The 21,278-nt window shown below is 59.5% G+C and carries 22 protein-coding genes; 14 read left to right on the top strand and 8 right to left on the bottom strand.

Going from position 1 to position 21,278, the window contains the following annotated elements; translation table 11 throughout:
- Window positions 1-50 precede the first annotated feature (50 nt).
- Window positions 51-365 carry a BON domain-containing protein gene (locus ACJ8MK_RS07895; RefSeq protein WP_025303053.1) on the top strand — a complete coding sequence of 105 codons (315 nt, stop codon included), beginning with the start codon at window positions 51-53 and terminating at the stop codon, window positions 363-365.
- A 44-nt stretch (window positions 366-409) separates the two neighbouring features.
- Here the strand turns inward: ACJ8MK_RS07895 and ompW are convergent, their stop codons facing one another.
- Window positions 410-1,042, bottom strand: coding sequence for an outer membrane protein OmpW (gene ompW, locus ACJ8MK_RS07890; RefSeq protein ID WP_004932076.1), 633 nt, complete (start codon window positions 1,040-1,042; stop codon window positions 410-412).
- 286 nt (window positions 1,043-1,328) lie between these two features.
- On the opposite strand from ompW, the gene ACJ8MK_RS07885 reads away from it, so the two are divergent.
- Together ACJ8MK_RS07885 and ACJ8MK_RS07880 are read left to right on the top strand one after the other, a co-directional pair.
- A complete protein-coding gene (locus ACJ8MK_RS07885) occupies window positions 1,329-1,769 on the top strand; it encodes a YkgJ family cysteine cluster protein (protein ID WP_033634766.1) in 441 nt (146 codons plus the stop codon).
- A gap of 34 nt (window positions 1,770-1,803) precedes the next feature.
- Window positions 1,804-2,556, top strand: a complete 753-nt coding sequence (locus ACJ8MK_RS07880; protein ID WP_033647584.1) for a YciC family protein — start codon at window positions 1,804-1,806, stop codon at window positions 2,554-2,556.
- A 52-nt stretch (window positions 2,557-2,608) separates the two neighbouring features.
- Here the strand turns inward: ACJ8MK_RS07880 and ACJ8MK_RS07875 are convergent, their stop codons facing one another.
- A complete protein-coding gene (locus ACJ8MK_RS07875; RefSeq protein WP_033634768.1) occupies window positions 2,609-4,312 on the bottom strand; it encodes a SulP family inorganic anion transporter in 1,704 nt (567 codons plus the stop codon).
- A gap of 221 nt (window positions 4,313-4,533) precedes the next feature.
- Here ACJ8MK_RS07875 and ACJ8MK_RS07870 point away from each other — a divergent pair, with 221 nt between their 5' ends.
- Both ACJ8MK_RS07870 and yciA read left to right on the top strand, forming a co-directional pair.
- Window positions 4,534-5,073: a septation protein A gene (locus ACJ8MK_RS07870; protein WP_033647586.1), complete on the top strand. Its 540-nt coding sequence runs from the start codon at window positions 4,534-4,536 to the stop codon at window positions 5,071-5,073.
- A gap of 76 nt (window positions 5,074-5,149) precedes the next feature.
- Complete coding sequence (gene yciA / locus ACJ8MK_RS07865; RefSeq protein ID WP_004932085.1) at window positions 5,150-5,578, top strand: acyl-CoA thioester hydrolase YciA; 429 nt, start codon at window positions 5,150-5,152, stop codon at window positions 5,576-5,578.
- 67 nt (window positions 5,579-5,645) lie between these two features.
- On the opposite strand, the gene tonB is transcribed toward yciA, so the two are convergent.
- Together tonB and ACJ8MK_RS07855 are read right to left on the bottom strand one after the other, a co-directional pair.
- Window positions 5,646-6,389: a TonB system transport protein TonB gene (tonB, locus tag ACJ8MK_RS07860; protein ID WP_016927510.1), complete on the bottom strand. Its 744-nt coding sequence runs from the start codon at window positions 6,387-6,389 to the stop codon at window positions 5,646-5,648.
- Window positions 6,390-6,625: 236 nt separating this feature from the next.
- Window positions 6,626-7,279, bottom strand: a complete 654-nt coding sequence (locus ACJ8MK_RS07855; protein WP_025303057.1) for an epoxyqueuosine reductase QueH — start codon at window positions 7,277-7,279, stop codon at window positions 6,626-6,628.
- A gap of 175 nt (window positions 7,280-7,454) precedes the next feature.
- Between ACJ8MK_RS07855 and ACJ8MK_RS07850 the strand changes: the two genes are divergently transcribed.
- Window positions 7,455-7,751, top strand: a complete 297-nt coding sequence (locus tag ACJ8MK_RS07850) for a YciI family protein (protein WP_033634770.1) — start codon at window positions 7,455-7,457, stop codon at window positions 7,749-7,751.
- Between the two features lie 171 nt (window positions 7,752-7,922).
- Window positions 7,923-8,864 (top strand): amidohydrolase family protein, encoded by a 942-nt coding sequence (locus ACJ8MK_RS07845; protein ID WP_103798475.1) that lies wholly within the window; start codon window positions 7,923-7,925, stop codon window positions 8,862-8,864.
- A 33-nt stretch (window positions 8,865-8,897) separates the two neighbouring features.
- Here the strand turns inward: ACJ8MK_RS07845 and ACJ8MK_RS07840 are convergent, their stop codons facing one another.
- Window positions 8,898-9,764, bottom strand: coding sequence for a LysR substrate-binding domain-containing protein (locus ACJ8MK_RS07840; RefSeq protein ID WP_103798474.1), 867 nt, complete (start codon window positions 9,762-9,764; stop codon window positions 8,898-8,900).
- A gap of 92 nt (window positions 9,765-9,856) precedes the next feature.
- Here ACJ8MK_RS07840 and ACJ8MK_RS07835 point away from each other — a divergent pair, with 92 nt between their 5' ends.
- On the top strand, window positions 9,857-10,807 hold the full coding sequence (locus ACJ8MK_RS07835) for a DMT family transporter (protein WP_243403108.1): 951 nt from the start codon (window positions 9,857-9,859) through the stop codon (window positions 10,805-10,807).
- 17 nt (window positions 10,808-10,824) lie between these two features.
- On the opposite strand, the gene ACJ8MK_RS07830 is transcribed toward ACJ8MK_RS07835, so the two are convergent.
- Complete coding sequence (locus ACJ8MK_RS07830; protein WP_039565832.1) at window positions 10,825-11,826, bottom strand: LacI family DNA-binding transcriptional regulator; 1,002 nt, start codon at window positions 11,824-11,826, stop codon at window positions 10,825-10,827.
- Between the two features lie 70 nt (window positions 11,827-11,896).
- On the bottom strand, window positions 11,897-12,451 hold the full coding sequence (locus ACJ8MK_RS07825; protein WP_060706585.1) for a D-lyxose/D-mannose family sugar isomerase: 555 nt from the start codon (window positions 12,449-12,451) through the stop codon (window positions 11,897-11,899).
- A 228-nt stretch (window positions 12,452-12,679) separates the two neighbouring features.
- On the opposite strand from ACJ8MK_RS07825, the gene ACJ8MK_RS07820 reads away from it, so the two are divergent.
- The 5 genes from ACJ8MK_RS07820 to ACJ8MK_RS07800 all read left to right on the top strand — a co-directional run bounded on the left by ACJ8MK_RS07820 (window position 12,680) and on the right by ACJ8MK_RS07800 (window position 18,833).
- On the top strand, window positions 12,680-13,714 hold the full coding sequence (locus tag ACJ8MK_RS07820; RefSeq protein ID WP_033634775.1) for an NAD(P)-dependent alcohol dehydrogenase: 1,035 nt from the start codon (window positions 12,680-12,682) through the stop codon (window positions 13,712-13,714).
- 4 nt (window positions 13,715-13,718) lie between these two features.
- A complete protein-coding gene (gene xylB, locus ACJ8MK_RS07815) occupies window positions 13,719-15,236 on the top strand; it encodes a xylulokinase (protein WP_103772333.1) in 1,518 nt (505 codons plus the stop codon).
- On the top strand, window positions 15,233-16,738 hold the full coding sequence (locus tag ACJ8MK_RS07810) for a sugar ABC transporter ATP-binding protein (protein ID WP_049195458.1): 1,506 nt from the start codon (window positions 15,233-15,235) through the stop codon (window positions 16,736-16,738). The genes xylB and ACJ8MK_RS07810 overlap by 4 nt, the downstream gene beginning before the upstream one ends.
- Before the next feature lie 76 nt (window positions 16,739-16,814).
- Complete coding sequence (locus tag ACJ8MK_RS07805; RefSeq protein ID WP_369783701.1) at window positions 16,815-17,792, top strand: ABC transporter permease; 978 nt, start codon at window positions 16,815-16,817, stop codon at window positions 17,790-17,792.
- A 33-nt stretch (window positions 17,793-17,825) separates the two neighbouring features.
- Window positions 17,826-18,833 (top strand): substrate-binding domain-containing protein, encoded by a 1,008-nt coding sequence (locus ACJ8MK_RS07800; protein WP_033634778.1) that lies wholly within the window; start codon window positions 17,826-17,828, stop codon window positions 18,831-18,833.
- Between the two features lie 142 nt (window positions 18,834-18,975).
- Here ACJ8MK_RS07800 and ACJ8MK_RS07795 read toward each other — a convergent pair whose 3' ends face one another.
- Complete coding sequence (locus tag ACJ8MK_RS07795; protein ID WP_103798473.1) at window positions 18,976-19,539, bottom strand: TetR/AcrR family transcriptional regulator; 564 nt, start codon at window positions 19,537-19,539, stop codon at window positions 18,976-18,978.
- A 127-nt stretch (window positions 19,540-19,666) separates the two neighbouring features.
- Here ACJ8MK_RS07795 and smfY point away from each other — a divergent pair, with 127 nt between their 5' ends.
- Window positions 19,667-21,139, top strand: a complete 1,473-nt coding sequence (gene smfY, locus ACJ8MK_RS07790; RefSeq protein ID WP_033634780.1) for a multidrug efflux MFS transporter SmfY — start codon at window positions 19,667-19,669, stop codon at window positions 21,137-21,139.
- Window positions 21,140-21,278: the final 139 nt, after the last annotated feature.

The raw sequence follows: 21,278 nt of genomic DNA, 5'->3' as shown, positions 1-21,278 counted from the left end.
GCGAAAAACCGTAGCGAATTTCAACCATAACATTGCATGGAGAGTAATTTATGAAGCTGTTTAAAACCCTTTCGGCCTTGTGCATGGCAGCCGTTGTGGCGGTCGCGGTGAGCGCTTGCGCGCCGACGGCAAAATCTGAGGGAACGGGCGGTTATATCGATGACACGGTGGTCACCACCAAAGTGAAATCGGCACTGCTGGCGGATAAAAACATCAAGTCACGCGAAATCAGCGTGGAAACCTTTAAAGGGCGCGTACAGCTGAGCGGCTTCGTGACGTCCAGCGATGACGCCAACCGTGCGGTGCAGGTCACACGCGGCGTGGCCGGCGTGAAATCGGTTGAAAACGTAATGCAGATTAAATAATACCGACACAGGGAGGCGCAACGCCTCCCTGCTTGGAGCCTTCATCAGAAGCGGTACCCCGCCCCGAACATGAACACCCACGGATCCAAACGCGTATCGAAGCTGTGGTGCCCACCATTCGCATCGTTGAAGCGAGTTTTGGTTTCGATATTCATCCACCACACCGACATGTTCAGCATCCAGTGCTCATCCAGGTTGTAATCGAGGCCGGCCTGCGCCGCCACACCCCAGGAATCTTTTAGATCGAGATTGCTCAACCCGGCGCTTTTGCCGTAGTCGTTGAACTTCTCATCGAAGAAAGTGGTGTAGTTAACGCCGACGCCCAGGTAAGGACGCAGTTTGTCCTGCTTATCGCCGAAGTAGTATTGCGCCATCAGCGTAGGCGGCAACTGGTGAACGGTCGCCAGATCGGTGCCGCCCAGCGTCACCTTGTGGCGGAATGGCGTTGCGGCCAACAACTCAACGCCGATGTTGTCCGTCACCATATAACCGAAGGTCAGACCGAGCTGGGTGTTGTTTTTCGCATCCAGCGAACCCAACCCCAGCACGTTGTCCGAACCCGCATTTGGACGCACCGTCGCGGTGCCCGCGCGGAACAGGAAATCACCGGCCTGATGCGCACTTGCCAACATAGGCGCCATCATCGTCGCCAATACCATCAGAGTTGTCTTTTTCATTATCCATTCCATTTGTGTGGTTAATCGCTCGAGGGGGAATATACCTACTTTCGGGTATTTGTGATCCCATCGAGATCACATCTTATGTGTAAAAATTTAAAATCCTACTAAAAACAAGGTTACCTAACCGCCTAATAAATCAAGGATTGATCTGCATCAAAAAATCGATTTTGTTGCAAATTATCTACATGTTCAAATTTCGGTTGCGGAGAAAATTGCGGCTGAGGTAATTTCATTTTCCGTGTTGGTTTTGGTTGGTGCCGTGAGGAGTCGGCGGGCAATCAAGATGAGCGAAATCCTTAATCCCTGTGTCAGCTGCGGCGCATGCTGCGGTTATTTTCGAGTGTCATTCTATTGGGCCGAAGCCGAAGACGGCGGCGGCACCGTCCCTCTTTCCCTGACGGAGCCTTTAACCCCGTTCCTGCGCTGCATGCAGGGGACCAACAGCAAGTCCCCCCGCTGCAACGCGCTGGACGGCGAGATCGGCAAAGCCGTGTCCTGCTCGATCTACCTCAATCGGCCCAGCCCGTGCAGAGAGTTCGATCAGTCCGGTGAAAACGGCCTGCGCAACGAAGCCTGCGATCGCGCCCGGGAACGCTACGGCCTGCCGCCCTTGCCGGTGCCCCTGCCGCTGTCGTTGCCTGAGACGACGATCGTTGAAGAAATAGGCGTAGTGCAATTCGCGGGGTGCCACAGCGGCGTGGAACAGGGTACAATCACCCACTGATTTATCTCTGTTTTCCCGACGCCAAGGAGTCTGCATGTCTATCACGGCCAACGCTTTGTACCGTGACAGTTTTAACTTTTTACGCAACCAACTGGCCAGCATCCTGATGCTGGCGTTGTTGACGGCGTTTATCTCCGTGCTGCTGAATCAGGCCTTCAGCCCCGATGCCGAACAGTTGGCGACGCTCGCTGCCACCACCAGCGATTTCGCTTCGTCTACCGGTATGGGCATTCAGGAAGTGATCCAGCAGATGACGCCGGAACAGCAGATGGTGTTGCTGAAAGTGTCGGCGGCCGCCACCTTCTCCGCGCTGGTCGGCAACGTGCTGCTGGTCGGCGGGATGTTGACGCTGATTCGTCTGGTGTCGCAAGGGCAACGCACCAGCGCCCTGCGCGCGCTCGGCGCCTCGGCGCCCGACTTGCCGCGCCTGCTGCTGCTGCTGTTTATCTGCACCCTGCTGATCCAGCTTGGCCTGACGCTGTTTGTGGTGCCGGGCGTGCTGATGGCGATCGCCTTCGCGCTGGCGCCGGTGATCGCCTCGGTCGACAAGAAAGGCGTGTTCGCTTCGCTCAAGCTGAGCAGCAAACTGGCCTTCGCCAATGCGCGCGTGATCGTGCCGGCGATGATGCTGTGGCTGGCGGCCAAACTGCTGGTGCTGTTTTTGGTGAGCCATCTGTCGGTGCTGACGCCGAACGTCGCCAGTGTGGTGTTGACCGCGTTGAGCAACCTGGTGTCTGCCCTGCTGCTGATCTACCTGTTCCGCCTGTATATGCTGCTGCGCGGCTAACGCCGGCGTCAGCGAAAATCAAGGGGCACGCTTCGGCGCGCCCCTTTTTTGTTTACCCCATCACGGCGGCTTCCGCCTGCTCCTTACTCTGAATCAGCTTCAGCGCCAGATACAGATCCGGCACCAAAATCAGCTCTTTGTCGCGCCCTAAGCGGTTGATGCGGAACCAACGCGTCAGTTCGGTGCGACGCCCCGCCAGCACCAGCCTAACGTTACGCTGTAACAGATCGCGTTTCAGTTCGTCGATGGCCGCCAGCACGCTGATATCGGCATGGGTAAAACTGGCCACCGCGTCCACCACCACCCAGCGCGGCTGGAACGGCGTGCCGTCGACCAAATTGAGAATGCGGCGTTTGAAGTACGCCACGTTGAAATAGGTCAGGGGCGAATTGAAACGATACATCATGACGCCGGGCACCGCCTTCACCCCATTGTTGTTGCCCATGGAATGGATCATGCCTTCGTCGTTGACGCCCAGCAGCTGTTCCGTCGGCCGGAAGACGGTGCGCAGAAACTGCATCAATCCCAGTAACACCGCCAGCCCGATGCCGCTGATCACCCCCACCAGCAGCACGCTGAGGAAGGTAAACAGCGCCAGGCGGAACGCCTGCGCGTTGCGACGGCGCAAGATCCAGATGCCGCGGATGTCCAGCAGTGACCAGGCCGCATACATCAGCACCACCCCCAATCCCGCCACCGGAATAAACTGCAGCGGCGACATCAGGAACAGCAAGACGAAGGCGATTACCGCGGCGGCGATGATCGACACCAGCTGGCTCTTGCCGCCGTTGGCGTCATTCACCGCGGTGCGCGAGTCTGCGCCGCTGATGGCGAAACCTTGCGACAGCGCAGAGACGATATTCACCAGCCCCAGCGCGCGAAACTCGGCGTCGGCGTTCACCTCATAACCGTTTTTGGCGGCAAAGCTGCGGGCGGTGAGCATCATGCTGACAAAGCTCACCACCGCCAGGTTGAGCGCCGGGATCACCATGTCGCGCAGTAAACCGGGCTGGAAATCCGGCCACTGGACGATCGGCAACACGCCGCTGAAACCGCCCACCGTCACCACGCCATGCTGTTGCAGGCCGCCCGCCCAGGTCACGAACGCCGCCAGCACGATGGCGAACAGTGGTGCCGGCCAGTTAGGCCGCCATTTTTTAAATCCGAGCAGCGTCACCAGCGTCAATAACGACACCGCCATCGTCAGCCAGTCGCTGTGCAGCAGGTTGCCGGGCAGCGCGTAGATGCGCTCGATCAGCTGCGCCGGGCGCACCGTGAACCCCAACACCTTGCCGATCTGATCGACCATAATGGTGATCGCCACCCCGTTCAGCAACCCGCTGAGGATCGGCCGCGACAGCAGATCCGCCAGCGCCCCCAGCTTGAACCGGCTGGCCAGCAGGCACCAGCCGCCCATCATGGCGGTCATCATGATGGTCAGTTGCCAATGGCGCTCCATATTGCCCGCCGCCAGCGGCGTCACCACCGCGGCGATCACCGCACAGGTGGCGGCGTCGGGCCCGACGATCAGCTGGCGTGACGATCCGAACAGCGCATAGGCCACCATCGGCAAAATACAGGAATAGAGCCCCACCACCGGGCTGACCCCGGCCAGCTCGGCATAGGCGATGGCCACCGGCAAGGCGACGGCGGCGACGGAAAGGCCGGCGCGAATATCCGGCTTGAGCCAACTGCGTTGATAGCCCAATAAATGCGTCAAACCCGGCGTCAGGGCCTGGAGAGATTTCCACTGCATGCTGTTTTCCGCGGTAAATTATCTGGTTATTATGCTACTTACTATGCGGCCTGCGGCACGCGCTGGCAATGCGCCCGCGCTTTCTCGCGTAAGTTTATGCAAATTCCTGCTTTCGCGGCAGAAATCCGCCGGCCAAACACCGATAATCAGCAGCGCCCGGCGGTACACAGAGCTCGCCGAATCCGGTATAGTCGGCCGATGAACAGATGATGGATTGATTTATGAAGCAGTTTCTTGATTTCCTCCCGTTAATTGTCTTTTTCGCTTTTTACAAGCTGTACGATATTTACGTCGCTTCCGGCGCGTTGATCGTCGCTACCGCACTGGCGCTGGTGTTCACCTGGGTTAAATACCGCAAGGTCGAGAAGATGACGTTGATCACCTTCCTGATGGTGCTGGTGTTCGGCACCCTGACGCTGGTGTTCCACAACGATTTGTTCATCAAATGGAAGGTCACGGTGATTTACGCGCTGTTCGCGCTGGCGCTGCTGATCAGCCAATGGGTGCTCAAAAAACCGCTGGTTCAGCGCATGCTGGGCAAAGAGCTGACGCTGCCGGACAAAGTGTGGAGCAACCTCAACCTGGCCTGGGCGGTCTTTTTCCTGGCCTGCGGCCTGGCGAACATCTATGTCGCCTTCTGGCTGCCGCAAAACGTCTGGGTCAATTTCAAAGTCTTTGGCCTGACGGTGCTGACGCTGGTCTTCACCCTCCTCAGCGGTATCTATATTTACCGGCACATGCCGGAAGAACAGAAAAAATAGTTACAAAATTGTTAATGCCTGCGGCGCTTGTCGCGGGCAGTATGATGTTATTCCCTCCTTTTAAAAGCAGACTGCTATGACACAACAACGACCTTTACCCAGCGGCGAGCTGGTGCTGCGCACGCTGGCGATGCCGGCCGATACCAATGCCAACGGCGATATCTTCGGCGGCTGGCTGATGTCGCAAATGGATATCGGCGGCGCCATCCAGGCAAAAGAGATCGCCGAAGGGCGCGTGGTGACCGTGCGCGTGGACGGCATGACCTTCCTGAAACCGGTGGCGGTAGGTGATGTGGTTTGCTGCTATGCGCACTGCATCCGTACCGGGCGCAGCTCGATCACCATCAATATCGAAGTGTGGGTCAAGAAAGTCTCCTCCGCCCCGATCGGCCAGCGCTACCGGGCGACCGAAGCGGTGTTCACCTATGTGGCTGTCGATGCGGAAGGCAACTCGCGCGCGCTGCCTGAGGGCAAAATGAATTTCCGCGTCGGCTTCGAAGAATAAACTGACGCTACGCCGCAAATGCAAAAAGGGTCGCCGAGGCGACCCTTTCTTTTTGTGTTGACCGAACTCAGTTCAATTCAGTCGTGCCGTTCAGCTTGAAGCGGATAGTGACGGTGCGATCTTTCGCTTCTTTGGCTTCATAGCGCCACTTGCGCATCGCCTGCTTCACTTCACGCTCAAACATGTTGCGCGGCTCGGCCGACAAGATGCGCACGTTGCTCACGCGCCCGTCGCTGTCGATATCGAACTGTACCCGCACGTTGCCTTCGATCTGCAAAGCCTGGGCCCGCGGCGGATAGAGCGGATTGGCGCGGCTGATCGGCCTTGGCCCGACCTCGCGCGAGTTGCCCTGCACCGGCGCAGCAGGCGCCTGTTTCACCGGCGCTTTATCGATCGGCTTGGCCGGCGAATCGTTGTTGAACGGCGACGGCTCGCGCGGCTCGACCTTCTTCGGCTCCGGTTTGACCTGTTTTTCGACCTTCGGCTTCGGCTTAGGCTTCGGTTTCGGCTTGACCGGCTCCGGCTTCACGATCGCCTTCGGCGGCGGCTCCACGATAGGCTCCGGTTCTGGCTCCGGCTCAGGTTCGACCTGCGGCGGTTCCGGCTCGGCCGGCGCCGGCGGTGGCGGTTCAGCCATCGCGGCGGTGTTGACCATCATGACGCTGATCGGCGCGTCCTCTGGCTTCGGCAGCTCCACCACTTCTTTTACCGAAGCGTAAAGCAATCCCGCCACCAGGGCGCTGTGCAGGCCTACAGACAAGACGAAAGGCACGGATATACGGCGATTAAGGAACATCTTTTTTAGCGGCATAATGATTCTGTTTCCTCTGGTTCGCCAAGTTTAAATGCAAATAGCAATCATATTCAATAACGAAAAGCAAACTATCGCTTTAATCGTCAGTATGCGCGGCTAAAACCAGCAAACTCATAAGGATATTAACCTGGCCGTTGCTTTTTTATCGCCGGAACACCACGCTTCATTAACGTTTCGCCTGGCGTCAAAAAGTAAAAAACCCGCCGTAGCGGGTTGATTGCGGTGATTAAGCGTTATTCTTCATCGCCATAGTAAAGCACGCCCAGCTTGATCAGCGGCCGCCCTTGCGCCTTGCGGTGCAGGTTGGTGTCGCGCAGCGAATAGACGCAGCCGCAGTATTCCTGCTGATAGAAGCGTTCGCGCTTGCTGATCTCTATCATGCGCGACGAACCGCCCTTCTTGCGCCAGTTGTAATCCCAGTACACCAGGTCAGGATACTTTTCCGCCGCGCGAATGCCGCAGTCGGTGATCTGCTGCATGTTCTTCCAGCGCGAAATGCCGAGCGAGCTGGAGATGGTGTCGTAACCGTGCTCATGCGCATACAGCGCCGTGCGCTCGAAACGCATGTCGAAACACATGGTGCAGCGGATACCGCGCTCCGGCTCATTCTCCATCCCTTTGGCGCGGGCGAACCAGTTGTCGGTATCGTAATCGGCATCGATGATCGGCACCCCGTGCTGCTCGGCGAAGCGGATGTTCTCTTCCTTGCGCAGCAAATACTCTTTTTGCGGATGAATATTGGGGTTATAGAAGAAAATGGCGTACTCGATCCCGGAGGCCTGGATCGCTTCCATTACCTCGCCGGAACAGGGCGCGCAGCACGAATGCAGCAGCAGTTTGCTTTTGCCCGCCGGCAAATCGAGTTTTTCCCTTACCAGTTCCGTCATGTCCTCACCTCAATGGCATATCAGTTTAAGCGCGCCGCACTATACGAATAAAAAGTAGCGGCTTCAAGGCATAAGCGCCAATCCGCCGGGAAATTCGCCCTACGCCGTTCCCCTGTCGCGCCTTTTGCGCTACCTTGGTAGCACCGTTTTATAGCCATGATTTTAAAGGTGAAACATGCTTTATCTGATCTACGCGCAAGACGTCCCCAACTCGCTGGAAAATCGTCTGGCGGTGCGTCCGGCACACCTGGCGCGCCTGCAGGCGCTGCGCGACGCCGGTCGCCTGGTGGTCGCCGGCCCTAACCCGGCCATCGACAGCAACGATCCCGGCGCCGCCGGCTTTACCGGTTCGACGGTGATCGCCGAATTCGAGTCGCTGGCGCAAGCCCAGGCCTGGGCGCAACAGGATCCCTATATCGCCGCCGGTGTCTATGCCGACGTGACGGTGAAACCGTTCAAACAGGTGTTCTGATCTCCAGCCCCCCAATACCGGGAACGCCCGTTCGCGCGCCGTTCCCGGATCAATGCGTGCTCTCACCCTAACCCGTCGGTAGAAAAAATGCTCTCCCTTCAGGAGGCGTCGCGTCGCCCGCCTATACTCTCCTGAACCCGCGGCATCGCCGCGAAGCCGGGAGATAGACCGATGCGACTCGACGTACACGCTCACCTGTGGAGCACAGAGTATCTGGATCTTTTGCAAGCGCATGGCGTGCACGACGTCGCCGCCTATCGGCAACTGGGCGCCGGCCGCACCGAGCGCGAACTCGACGCGCGCTTCGCCCTGCTGGACAGCGCTGGCATCGACATGCAAATCCTGTCGGCGACGCCGCTGTCGCCGCATCTGGAAGACGAACAGGCGGCCGTTGATGCCGCGCGCCGGATCAATGATGAATATGCGGAACTGGTAGCGCGTTATCCCACCCGCTTTCGGGCTATCGCTTCTTTGCCGCTGCCGCATATCGACGCGGCGTTGCTCGAGCTTGAAAGGGCCTTTACCCAGCTCAATATGCTGGGCGCCTGCATCACCACCTCGGTGCTCGGGCTGTCTATTGCCAACCCGCTGTTCGAGCCGCTCTATCAGGAACTCAATCGCCGCCACAGCGTGCTGGCCATTCATCCCGCCGGCCGCGGCGCACACTCGCCGCTGATCGCCGATTACGCTTTGACCTGGTCGATTGGCGCGCCGATTGAAGATACGGTCGCCGCCATGCACTTTATTCTCCACGGCATCCCCCAACGCTTTCCGGATATGAAAATCATTGTGCCGCACCTGGGCGGCCTGCTGCCGATGACGCTGGAGCGTCTCGACCAAACCGTCGCATGGGAAGCGCCGCATACGCCGGAACCGCCGAGCCGCGCCGCTCTGCGCATGTGGTACGACACGGTAGGCCACGATCAGGTGCCCGCGTTGCAAGCGGCGGCGGCGACCTTCGGCGCAGAGCGGCTGCTGTTCGGCACCGATTTCCCGTTCCAGCCGGGCGACCTGTTTCAAACCACGGTGGACTACATCCGCCGTGCGGGTTTGTCAAAGGCAGACGTGAACGCCATTTTGGATCGCAATGCGGCGGCGGTGTTTGGGCTATAGGATGTGAGGCGGCCCTCCCAGGTTTGGCCGCGCTTACTGCGCGATGCGTTCACCGGCCTGAAAATACTCGCCGATGACTTTCTCCAGCATCGTCGTCGCAGGCTCGCCGTCGGCGGCAAAAGAGCGCAGCAGCTGCACCTCATACGGCGCGACCGGTGGCAACTCTTCGAGTATCCGCATCGCGCCAGAGAGCCGCGCCCGATCGAGCAACGTGACGGCTAACCCCGCCTCTACGCAAGAGGCCACCACGCTGGCCGAGGGACTGCTTAAAATGACCCGCCATGGCCGCCCCGCGGCCGTCAACGTCTCGAGCATCGCTTCGCGATAAGGGCAATCGGCGGCATGCAACGCCAGCGGCAACGGCCGGTTAGCCTGCAGCGCCAGCGCACGGCCTCCGGCCCACACCGGCGCAGTCACCGCAAGCGGTGTCTGGCACTGTCTCCCCGAGGGTTGAACCACCAGCGCAAGATGCAGCCGATTACGGCCAATTTGTTCCGCCAGCGCCTGGCTGGCGGCGGTAGAGACCTCCAGCTCCACTGCGGGAAAACTGTCGGCAAACCGCGGCAAAATATGGCGTATCACATGAGAAGCGTACTCATCGGGCAATCCCAATTTGATATGGCCGCTCAGCGGCGCGCCCTGCAGCTCCCGCAAAATATCGTCATGGGCGTTCAGCAGCCCGAGCGTCGAGGCCAGCAGCCTGTTTCCCAGCGGCGTCAGCGCCACGGACTGATTGTCACGCTCCAGCAGGCGCCCGCCCGCCAGCTGTTCCAGGCGCTGGATATGCACGCTCACGGCGGCGGGGCTGCGATTGACAAATGCCGCCGCCGCGCGAAATTGCCCCAAACGCGCAATGGCATGAAAAGTGCGTAAGAGATCGATATCCAATGTCGGCCGCATGATTTAACTCCGTTAAACAACTAAACAAAAATTATTCGATTTATTAAATTATAGCCACTCACTACCATCAGGCGGAAAAGGAGGTGACCACCATGTCCCTGCCACAATTCCGCCCCTCTTCCCACTGCGGCAAAGCCGCCCTCTGGCTGGCTGCGGCCGAGGTTCTGCTGATCGTGGCCTGGAGCTCCGGTTTCGTCGGCATCCGCTTCGCCGCCGATTACGCGCCGGTGTTGCTGGTGGCGTTCTGGCGCGGCGTAGTGGTCGCGTTCGCGCTGCTGCCGTTTAGCCTGAGCGCCATAAGGCGCGCATCTCCGCTGACGGTAGCTGTTCACGCCGGGATCGGGTTGCTCGCCATGACCGGTTACCTGACCGGCGTCAGCAAAGGCATTGAATATGGCGTGCCGGCCGGGCTGGCCGCGCTCATCGCCGATTTGCTCCCTCTCGGCACGGCGCTGCTGAGCATGCTGTTGCAACGTCGCCTGCCCGATGGCCGCGTCTGGTTCGGGTTAACATTGGGGGTTAGCGGGGTAACACTGGCGACCGGCAGCGCCATCTCATGGGGAAACGCCCCAATGTGGAGCTACTTGTTGCCGCTGGCGGGGATGCTGTCGCTGGCGCTGGCGACGCTGTGGCAGCAAAGGCTGCCGCAGACGCAGGCAATGAGTTTGCCGGCCGCGCTGGGGATACAAAGCGCGGTTTCAGCACTGGCTTTCGCCGCGATGGCCGCCGCTGAAGGCCCGTTGCTGCCAACCATGACGACGGGTTTTGTGATCGGCGTGCTTTGGACCGCGCTGCTGGCGACGCTGGGCGGCTACGGGCTGTACTGGTTTTGTCTAAGGCTCACCTCTGCGCTGCGCGTGACGAGCCTGCTGTTTCTCAGTCCCTTCGTCACTTTCTGCTGGGCATGGTTAATGTTCGATGAGCCCCTTTCCTGGCCGATGCTGCTGGGCGCGGCGGCCGCAGGAAGCGGTTTGTGGTTGCTAATCCGTCCCGCCGGGGGGATGAGCCGTAAACGGCGCAACGCGCTGAAAAATGACGGGTAAAGCGAACGGCGCCGCCGCTACGCGATGAGTTTTCCCCGCACCACCACCTTGCCCGGCTTGATATCGGGGTCGGCAATGCGACGGATCGCCAGATTCAACGCTTGCCAGGCGATCTCTTGCAAATCGTGCGACACGCAAGGGAAATGAAAACCGTAGATCTCGGCATGCGATACCTCATCGATGCTGAACAGCGACACGTCCTGCATCAACGGCAGCCGGTGTTCAATGCAGGCCTTGATAATGCCCAGGGAGATCTGGTTATTGCAGCCGACGAAAAAGTCCGGTGCGCGGTTATTGGCCAGCCAACGGCTCGTTTCTTGCCAGGCGACATCCATAAAGAAATCGGCATACAGCACTTCAAGCGACGCCACCTTGCCTTGTAATGCCGCTTGTAAGCCAGTGACCCTGTCACGCGCCACGTTGGAGTTTTCCGGCCCGGAGACCACCACCACCCGCTGCGCCTTCTGTTCCAGCAGCCAGCGCCCCGCCTGGAGGCCGCAGTCCAGGTTATCGATATACACCCCGCTGCAGTGGCGATTGTCCAGCTCCCGGTCGATCAGCACCACCGGAATATTCAAGGTTTCCAACCGTTTTAGATAGGAGGGCTGGTACAGATGATCGTTGGAAATGACCGAGAGAATGATCGCATCGACGTTGTAGCCAATCAGCTTGTCGATGATTCTGTCTTCGCTTTCCTGAGACTCATAGGAGTCGAACACCAGGGTGTCATACCCCATTTTTTGCGCTTCAAGCGTCATCAGCCGCGTCAGGCCGCCAAAGAACGGGTTGGCCATATCAGGGTTGACGATGCCGATGGTTCTGCTGCTTTTTGCCCGCAGGTTACGCGCCGCGGCATTGACCACATAGCCGAGCTCGGCAGCGGTCTCCCGAATGCGGCGCAGCGTTTCCGGATGAACCTTGTCCGGCTGTGAAAATGCCCGCGACGCGGTGATTTTACTGACGTTTGCCTGTGCGGCCACGCTAGCCAGCGTCGCTTTCCGTCCTCGACCCACTGCCAAATGCAGCTCCTTAGCTTTGAGTATCATTTTGTACCATTAACAACATCATGACAGAACTTTCATCGTGGCGCTAATGGTTTACGCCCGCCAGGCGGTTAATCCGGGGATCGGTAAAGATATCCAGCTCGTCACGGCTCTCGGAAGAGAACTCGGACACCACCGCCCCCCGCTTTCCAGCCTGAAACCAGTGCCGGGTATTGGGCGCGATGGTGTATTGCTCGCCCGGCCGCAAGAGGATATAGCGATTGCAGGTATACCAAGGCTCCGCGCCCTCTGGCACCCGGCATACCGGTTCACCGCCGGCGTCATTAAGCGTCAGGTTTTCATCATCGACAAACAGAAACACCTCGCCCCAACGGCAGCGAAACGTCTCTTGCTTGCCCGGCGTGCCGGCGAAAGGAGGATGCAAATGTTCCGGGCAAGTCTGCTCTGGAAACAGCACCAACTCTTTCGCACAATAGCGAGGCGAGTTGACATAGGTCAGCAGTTGCAGCCCTGAGGCGGGATAGTCGGCCAGGCCAAACGTCGCAATTTCAATACGTTGCTGTTCTTCTTCAGTCAGAATAATGTCCGCCTTGCGCAAATATTCCAGCGTAGCGGCTATGGCGGTTTGTCGTTTGTTCATCATTTCCCCTGCAAAGTAACGGTATCGATATCAGCACGCTGATATTAAAACCGTCATTGCATCGCCGATTTTGTGATCGCTATCCCCATATTGAATAACAACCCACCAGCAAAATTAACTCTCGTCGAGTAATTCCAACATCGATCACAGTTTACCCCCTCGCTTTGGCCCAATATCGCCGCATTGAAATGATACCGTTACCATAAAAATGATTCACCAGGAGGCAATATGAAAGCATTAGTGTTGGCCAAAGCGGGGGAAATCGCTATCGAGGACGTCCAGCTTGCCGAAACGCTGGGCCCCGATGATGTGCAGATAAAAATTCATTCCGTGGGCATCTGCGGCAGTGATGTGCACTATTACCAACATGGCCGCATTGGCCCGTTCGTGGTTAACGCCCCGATGGTGCTCGGCCATGAAGCCTCCGGCGTGGTGCTCGCGACAGGTAAAAACGTCACTCACCTCAGCATCGGCGATCGCGTTTGCATGGAGCCCGGCATTCCCGATCTCAACTCGGCGCAGACGCGCGCCGGTATTTACAACCTTGACCCGGCCGTTCGCTTCTGGGCGACGCCGCCGGTACACGGTTGCCTGCGCGAAACCGTCATCCACCCTGCCGCCTTCACGTTCAAATTGCCGGACAACGTCAGTTTCGCTGAAGGCGCCATGGTGGAACCCTTAGCCATCGGCATGCAAGCGGCCACCAAAGCCGGGATCAAACCCGGCGATATCGCGCTGGTGATCGGCGCCGGGCCGATCGGCGTGGTCACCGCCCTCGCGGCGCTGGCGGGCGGCTGCTCGGACGTCATTATTTGCGATCTGTTCGACGAAAAACTCGCCGTGGCGGCCAGTTACGAGGGGCTGCACGCCGTCAATATCAAAACCGGCGACCTGGCGGGGAAAGTGGCCGCCCTCACCAGCGGCAATGGCGCCGATGTCGTGTTTGAATGCAGCGGCGCGAAACCGGCTATCGCTACGCTGGCCGAACATGCGGCGCCCGGGGCGACCGCCGTGCTGGTCGGCATGCCGATCGATGCCGCGCCGCTGGATATCGTCGCCGCGCAGGCCAAGGAAATTACCTTCAAGACCATTTTCCGCTACGCCAACATGTACCCGCGCACGCTGCGGCTGTTGAGCAGCGGCAAGCTGCGCGTCCAGCCGTTGATAAGCCAAACCTACAAGTTCTCCGACAGCGTGGCGGCCTTCGAGCGCGCGGCGGCGGGACATGCCTCAGACATCAAAATCATGCTGGAGATGGAGTGATCCTATGGCGCTCTATGCTGGCATAGACTGCGGTACGCAAGGCACGAAAGTCGTGATTGTCGACAGCACACAGGGCGTGATCCTCGGTGAGGGTAACGCCCCTCACCGTCTCATCAGCCAAGCCAATGGCCGGCGCGAACAGGAGGCCGACTGGTGGATTGAGGCGCTAGTCATCGCTTTTCGCCAAGCCGTGACTCACGCCGGCGTTGATGCACGGGAGATTCACGCTCTGGGGGTCTCGGGCCAACAACATGGGTTTGTGCCGCTGGACGCAGACGGCAACGTGCTGCACAGCGTCAAGCTGTGGTGCGATACCGAAACCGCAGAAGAAAACGAACGGCTCCTGCAACAGCTCGGCGGAGCCAACGGCTCGCTGGAAACGCTTGGCCTGCGGATCGCCACCGGTTATACCGCGTCAAAAATCCTTTGGTTCAAGACGCACCATCCGGCGCTGTGGGCACAACTGCATACCGTGTTGTTGCCCCATGACTACTTGAACTTCTGGCTGACCGGGGAGCGCGTAGCGGAATATGGCGACGCTTCCGGCACCGGGTTGTTCGATGTGCGCACCCGTCGCTGGAGCAAAACCGCCGTCGATCTCATCGACGACAGCGGCCGCCTGTGGCAAGCCCTGCCGCCGCTCAAAAGCGCGGAGTGCTGCATCGGCACGGTGCGCCCCGCCGCGGCGGAAAAACTCGGCCTCGGCCCGGCAGTGCGGGTCTCGACCGGCGGCGGCGACAACATGATGGCGGCCATCGGTTCCGGCAACATCGAGGCCGGCACCCTCACCCTGAGCCTGGGCACCTCCGGCACGCTGTTCGCCTGGTCCGCCGCCCCCGTCACGGCGGAATCGGACATGATTGCCGGCTTCTGCTCCAGCACCAACGGGTGGCTGCCATTGATTTGCACCATGAATGTCACCTCGGCCACCACCGCGGTACAAACGCTGCTGGACCAAGATCTTGCCGGCTTTAACGCTTTGCTGGCGCAGGCTTCGCCCGGCGCAGGCGGTGTCGAGATGCTGCCGTTCTTCAATGGCGAACGCGTTCCGCCATTGCCCCACGCGCGCGCCAGCCTGCATAACCTCGATAGCGACAACTTTACCCGCGCCAATCTCTGCCTGGCGGTGGTCGAAAGCGCCACGTATGGGTTGCGCTATGGCATCGAGCTGTTTCGCCGTCAGGGCATCGAAGCGCGCGAAATCCGCCTCACCGGCGGCGGCGCCCGCAGCGCCGCCTGGCGACAAATCGTCGCGGACGTAATGGGATGCCCGGTGGTCTGTCTGAAAGCCAAAGAGACCGCGGCGCTGGGCGGCGCCATTCAGGCGATGTGGGCGACGATGTTGGCCGACGATCCGCGCCGGAACGCCGTCGCATTGCTGGCCGAACTGTGCCAACGCTTCGTTGCGCTGGATGAGGCCACGCGCACGCCGCCAAACGCCGGCAGGCAGGCGCAATACGAGACGCTTTATCAACGCTACCTGCAACGCTTGCAGCAGACCTATCCGGAGGTGCAACTGTGACGCGAGATCCCCATACGCCAGCGCCCGCCTACCTGCTGGAGGTCAGCGGCGTCAGGAAAGCCTTCGGCCCGGTCGTGGCGCTCAAGAATGCGGAGTTTTGCCTGCGGCGCGGATCCATCCATGCCCTGTGCGGCGGCAACGGCGCGGGTAAATCCACCTTTCTCAGCATTCTGATGGGCTTTATTCAACCCGACGGCGGCGACATTTTTATCAATGGCCAACGCTGCGAATTTCATCATCCGCGGGAAGCCCTCAATGCCGGCATCGCCATCGTGCAGCAGGAGCTGAGCGCGATCCCGGATCTGACGGTGGCCGAAAACATTTGGCTGGGCCGCGAGCCGAGACGCCTGGGGTTCGTCGATTTCGCAACGCTCAACCAGCGCACGACCAGCCTGCTCAAAGAACTCGATTTCAAGATCGACGCCCGAGAAAAAATGCGCAACCTGAGCGTCGCCGAACAGCAGCTGGTCGAGATCGCCAAGGCGCTGTCGCATGCCAATGCCGACATCATCATCATGGATGAACCCACTTCGGCGATTGGCGAAGAGGATGCGCAGAAAATCTTTCAGACGCTTCAGCAACTGGCGGCAAAAGGTAAAGGCATTATTTACGTCTCTCACCGTTTGTCAGAGATATTCCAAATCGCGGACAGCTACACCATTTTCCGCGACGGCGCCTATATCCATGAAGGCTATATCGCCGACATTACCCGTGAACAGCTGATCGAACACATTATTGGCGGCGAGTACGACAGCGAGTTCGCCAAATTCAATCAGCCCGGCGAACAGGTCTTGCTGGCGGTCAATAACCTGTGTTGGCGCAGCAAGATAAAAGATATCAGCCTGCAGCTGAAGCACGGTGAGATCCTGGGCATCTATGGGCTGGTGGGATCGGGCCGCAGTGAATTTCTCGATCTTATCTTCGGCATTCAGCATGCCGACAGCGGCACGATTCGCCTGGGCGACAAGACGCTGAACCGCCACTCTCCGCGCGAGGCCATCGACAGCGGTATTGCCTACGTGACGGAAGATCGCAAGGAAACCGGCCTGGTGCTGTGCCGTTCCGTCAGTGAAAACATCAATATCGCCTCTTTTGCCGCCATCAGCCGGATGGGGTTTGTCAGCGAGAAACGGGAGCAGGCGCGAACCCGCGACATGATCCAGCGCTTCAACGTTAAAACCCACGACGGCGAACAGCCGGTGGGCAACCTGAGCGGCGGCAACCAGCAAAAAGTCGTGCTGGGCCGTTGGGCGCTGCTGGATCCGGAAGTTTTGCTGCTCGACGAGCCGACGCGCGGTATCGACGTCGGGGCCAAGAAAGAGATCTATCGATTTATGTCGGAGTTCGCCTTGCAAAACAAAGGGATCATTATGGTTTCCTCCGAGCTTTCGGAAATTATCGGCATGAGCGATCGCATATTGGTGTTTCGTGACGGGCAGTTGGCCGGCGAGCTTTCGGCAGCCGATGCGACCCAGGCAGCACTGATGAAACTTGCGGTTTAACAGAGAGAGAAAAAAAATGAGCAGCGCCCACTCCTTATCACCAGGAATTTCATTTTTCACCCGCAATAAGCGCCGTATGCACAAATACGGCATTATCATCGCCTTTTTCGCCCTGTGCCTGATCGTGGCGCTGATTGGCGAATATCAGGTCGCTCAGGGGGCCTGGAGCAGCAACTATTTTCTCAGCAATGAAAACACCCTGATCGTCCTGCGCCAGGTCTCGATCAACGGCATTCTGGCGATCGGCATGACCTTCGTCATTATCACGGCAGGCGTCGATCTCTCCGTGGGCTCGGTGCTGGCGTTAAGCGGGATCGTCGCCGCCCGCTTTGCCACCAACAACAGCGGATTGGCTATCGGCGACACCGCGACCGCCGTCATGGCGCCGCTGATTGTGGCGCTGGGCATCGGCATCGTCTGCGGCCTGATGAACGGCACCGTGTTAGCCCGTTATCGGCTGCAGCCGTTTATCGTCACCATGGGCATGCTCTCCGCGGCGCGCGGTTTAACCATGCTGACCACCAACGGCAATCCGGTATCGCAATTGAACAGCGATTTCCGCTGGTTAGGCAATGGCTATGTCGGCGGCGTTCCGGTGCCCGTCATCATCTTCATCGTGCTGTTCGCCCTCGCCTGGCTCGTGCTGAATAAAACCCTCTTCGGGCGCTACATCTACGCCGTCGGCGGCAACCCGAAGAGCGCGCGCACCTCGGGGATCAACGTGACCCGCATCAAAATACTGGTGTATACGCTGTGCGGCGCGCTGGCCGGCATCGCCGGCCTGATCCTCACGGCGCGCACCGGTTCGGCGCAGACCAATGCCGGCGCAGGGTATGAGCTGGACGCCATCGCGGCGGTGGTGATCGGCGGCACCAGCATGGCCGGCGGCGTCGGTACGCTGGTCGGCACCTTCTTCGGCGTGCTGATTATCGGGGTGATGAATAACGGCCTCGATCTGCTCGGCGTGCAGTCGTATTACCAACAAATTATCAAAGGCGCATTGATCGTCCTTGCCGTATTGCTCGACCCCTCGCGTAAGCAACAGCGCGATTAATAACATCAGACCCAACTCTACCAGGAGAAAACCATGAATAAGACCAAGATAGCGTTGTTTGCCTCTGCCCTGATGCTGGGCAGCCTGTCGGCAGCCCAGGCCGCCCCGGTTAAAATCGCGGTATTGATGTACGGCAACAAAGCCGAGTTCGTGCAATTGATGGAAAGGTTCGGGAAGGAACACCCGGCGGTGAAAAGCGGCGAAGCCGTGCTGACCTTCTACGATGGGCGTTATGATGCATCGGTGCAAAACGATCAGGCCGCCACCGCTATCCAGACGCGCGCCGATGCCATTATCGTCAACCCTATGGATTTTGAGGCCAATATCGATATCGTCACCAATGCCAACGAGGCCAAAATCCCGGTGGTGGTCACCAATGCGCGCCTGAACACGGACGCGATGACGTCTGAAGTGGTGTCTAATGACGAGTTGGGGGGATATCTGGAAGCCAAAGCCGTACTGGACAAACTCGACTGCAAGAACCATAAGGTGAACGTGGTGATTATCGAAGGCCCGAAAGGCGGCAGCGGCGAGATCCAGCGCGGCAAGGGCAATGATAAAGCGATAGCCGAGTGCGGCGCCGGCCAGGTCACCGTACTTGAACGCAAAACGGCCAACTGGTCACGCGCGGAAGCGCAGCCGCTGATGGAAAACTGGCTGCAGAAACATCGGGGCAAAATCAACGGCGTGATTGGCCAAAACGACGAGATGGCGCTGGGCGCTATCGAGGCGATTAAAGGCGCCGGCCTGAATGTGAAGGACTTCGCGATTGCCGGCGTTGACGGCGTTTCCGACGCGATTCATGCGGTGCAGGCCGGTGAAATGGTCTCTATCCTGCAAGATGCCAAAGGCCAGATGCAGGGGTCCATCGACGTCGCGCTGCGCGCCGTGAAAGGTGAAAGCTATCAGCCGCAGTCGGATATCTGGAAACAGTACGCCAAGGATCTGAAATGGGAAGGCGGCACGCAGAAGCATTATTACATTCCGTGGACCGTCGTCACCGCAGAGAACGCCCAATCGCTGTTGGACGCCCGTAAATAATCCCCCCGCCCCCTGCCTCCAGGGGGGCACCGCTTGGGCGCTTGCCTGCAAACAAAAAAAAGCCAGCACGGAGTGGCTGGCTTAAAAGTTCTTCGAGGGAATATCTTGTTCGATAACCATACGCCCTTCACTGCGGGCTTTACTAGCTATCAGTGCGATAGGCATCCTCAGTTAAAATCAACGCCTGCATATCGGCGAACATCGTTTCCCATTCCGCCTGGTCGATATCCATCAAACCAAAGTAACGCAGCATAAAGGCGCCTTCGGTGGCGAGAAACGCCAGGCGCGCGCGCTTGCCCTCTTCGGTGGCCAAATCGAGTCCGGCGATGCGGCTGCGATACCATTCGCGCGTGCTCGCCAGATGCTCCGGCGTTTGAATCAGCGTCGCCATCAGCCCGGCGGCCTTGGCGCTGGCGGTCTGATCCGAACTGTGGGTGGCCAGCATATGCGCCCGCACAGCGGTCTGCGGTGAAGGATCGTCGCCGGCGATAGCCGTGAACAGCGTTTCATAGGCACTGCCCCAGCGATCGAACATGGCATCAATCAGGGCGTCTTTGCTGCCAAAGCAATACTGCACCCCGCCCTTGGAGATCCCCATCGCTTTGGCGACGGCGTCGATGGTCAAGCCGGCGGCGCCCTGGGTGGCGACGATTTCTTCTGCGATGTCCAAAACCTTGTCGCGATCGATGCTGCGTTGACGTCCCATTAAGAAACCCTTCTTTTCAATACGAACGTATGGATATATATTATCACCAGTATACCACCCGGCATCGCCGGTGGGTTACCCGAATGGCGGCGCCTCCGCGCGGCCCACTTTAACTGGATTATGACTTATGTACGCCAAGAACCGCTGGTTGATCCTGACGATGGTCGCCAGCGCCCTGTTCCTGATCGTCATCGATATGACGGTGTTATATACCGCCCTGCCGCGCTTAACCCAGGCGCTGGACGCCAGCGCTTCGCAAAAACTCTGGATCGTCAACGCCTACCCGCTGGTGGTGGCCGGCCTGTTGCCCGGCGCCGGCATGCTGAGCGATCGCATCGGCCATAAACGGCTGTTTCTCGCCGGACTGCCGGTGTTTGCCGTCGCGTCGCTGTGCGCCGCGTTCTCGCCCACCGCCGAGTGGCTGATCGCCGCCCGGGTGTTCCTCGCCGTTGGCGCGGCGATGATGATGCCCGCCACGCTGTCCATCGTGCGCCACGTCTTTACCGACGAACGCGAACGCGCGCTGGCGATCGGCATCTGGGCCTCGGTGGCCTCCGGCGGCGCGGCCATCGGCCCGGTGGTCGGCGGCCTGCTGCTGGAGTATTTCTGGTGGGGTTCGGTGTTCCTGATCAATGTGCCGGTCGTGCTGCTGGTCTGGCCGCTGGCGTGGAAACTGATCCCGCGCTGCGGTGGCGATAACCCGCGCCCTTCGGACATCGTCGGCTCGGTGCAGATCATGATTGGCCTGGTCGGCGCTATCTATGCGCTGAAGGAGCTGAGCAAGCCGACGCCTGATGTGAGTGCCTTGCTTGTGGCAGCCCTGATCGGCGTGTTGTTCCTGGCCCTGTTCGTGCGACGCCAGCAGCGCAGCGCCCACCCGATGATCGATTTCTCTCTGTTCCGCAACCGGCTGTTCGCCGGCGGCATCGGCGTGGCGCTGTTGTCGATGGTGGCGCTGATCGGCATCGAACTGGTGCTCAGCCAACGCCTACAGCTGGTGCTCGGCCTCAGCCCGCTGCAGGCGGCGCTGTTTATTTTGCCGATCCCGCTGGCCTCGGCGCTGGCGGGGCCCGTAGCCGGCCTGCTGTTGCCGCGCTACGGCGAACGCAGCATCATCCTCGGCGGTTTTGTCCTGACCACTCTCGGCATCGCCGGTCTTGCCGCGTTATACCAGAGCGGCATGGCATTGCAATTGGTCAGCCTGGCGCTGGTGGGCTTTGGCCTCGGCGGCGTGATCACCGCCGCTTCCACCGCCATCATGCTGAACGCGCCGGAGGAAAAATCCGGCATGGCGGCGTCGATCGAGGACGTCTCCTACGAGCTGGGCGGCGTGCTGGGCGTGACGCTGCTCGGCGGGTTGATGACGGCGGTTTACAGCCATAGCCTGGCGCTGCCGGCGGAGCTGCCGGTCAACCCGCTGGCATACGACAGCATCGACGAAGCCCTGCGCCTGGCGGCCGGGATGGCGGCCGATCGCGCGCAGCAGCTGACGCAGCTGGCGCGTCTGGCCTTTGATCGCGCGTTTATTACGGTACTGATCGCCGCCGCGCTGTTAATGGCGCTGGGCGCCGGGGCGGTAAAACTGGCGCTGCGCAAGTAACCGATAAAAGCGGCTTTTTTCGCCGGCGGAACCTGCGTAAACTGATTCGGCAATTTGCTCGACGGATTTGTCGTCATCGGTTTGAACGATGGCAATAATGCCTGTTATCGTGTTTAACCCTGCGATAAATCCGGTTACT

Source organism: Serratia sp. CY38905 (assembly GCF_052168875.1).
Classification (GTDB): domain Bacteria; phylum Pseudomonadota; class Gammaproteobacteria; order Enterobacterales; family Enterobacteriaceae; genus Serratia; species Serratia sarumanii.
The sequence above is the reverse complement of the archived record's forward strand: the minus strand, read 5'-3'. Positions and strand labels throughout refer to the sequence as shown.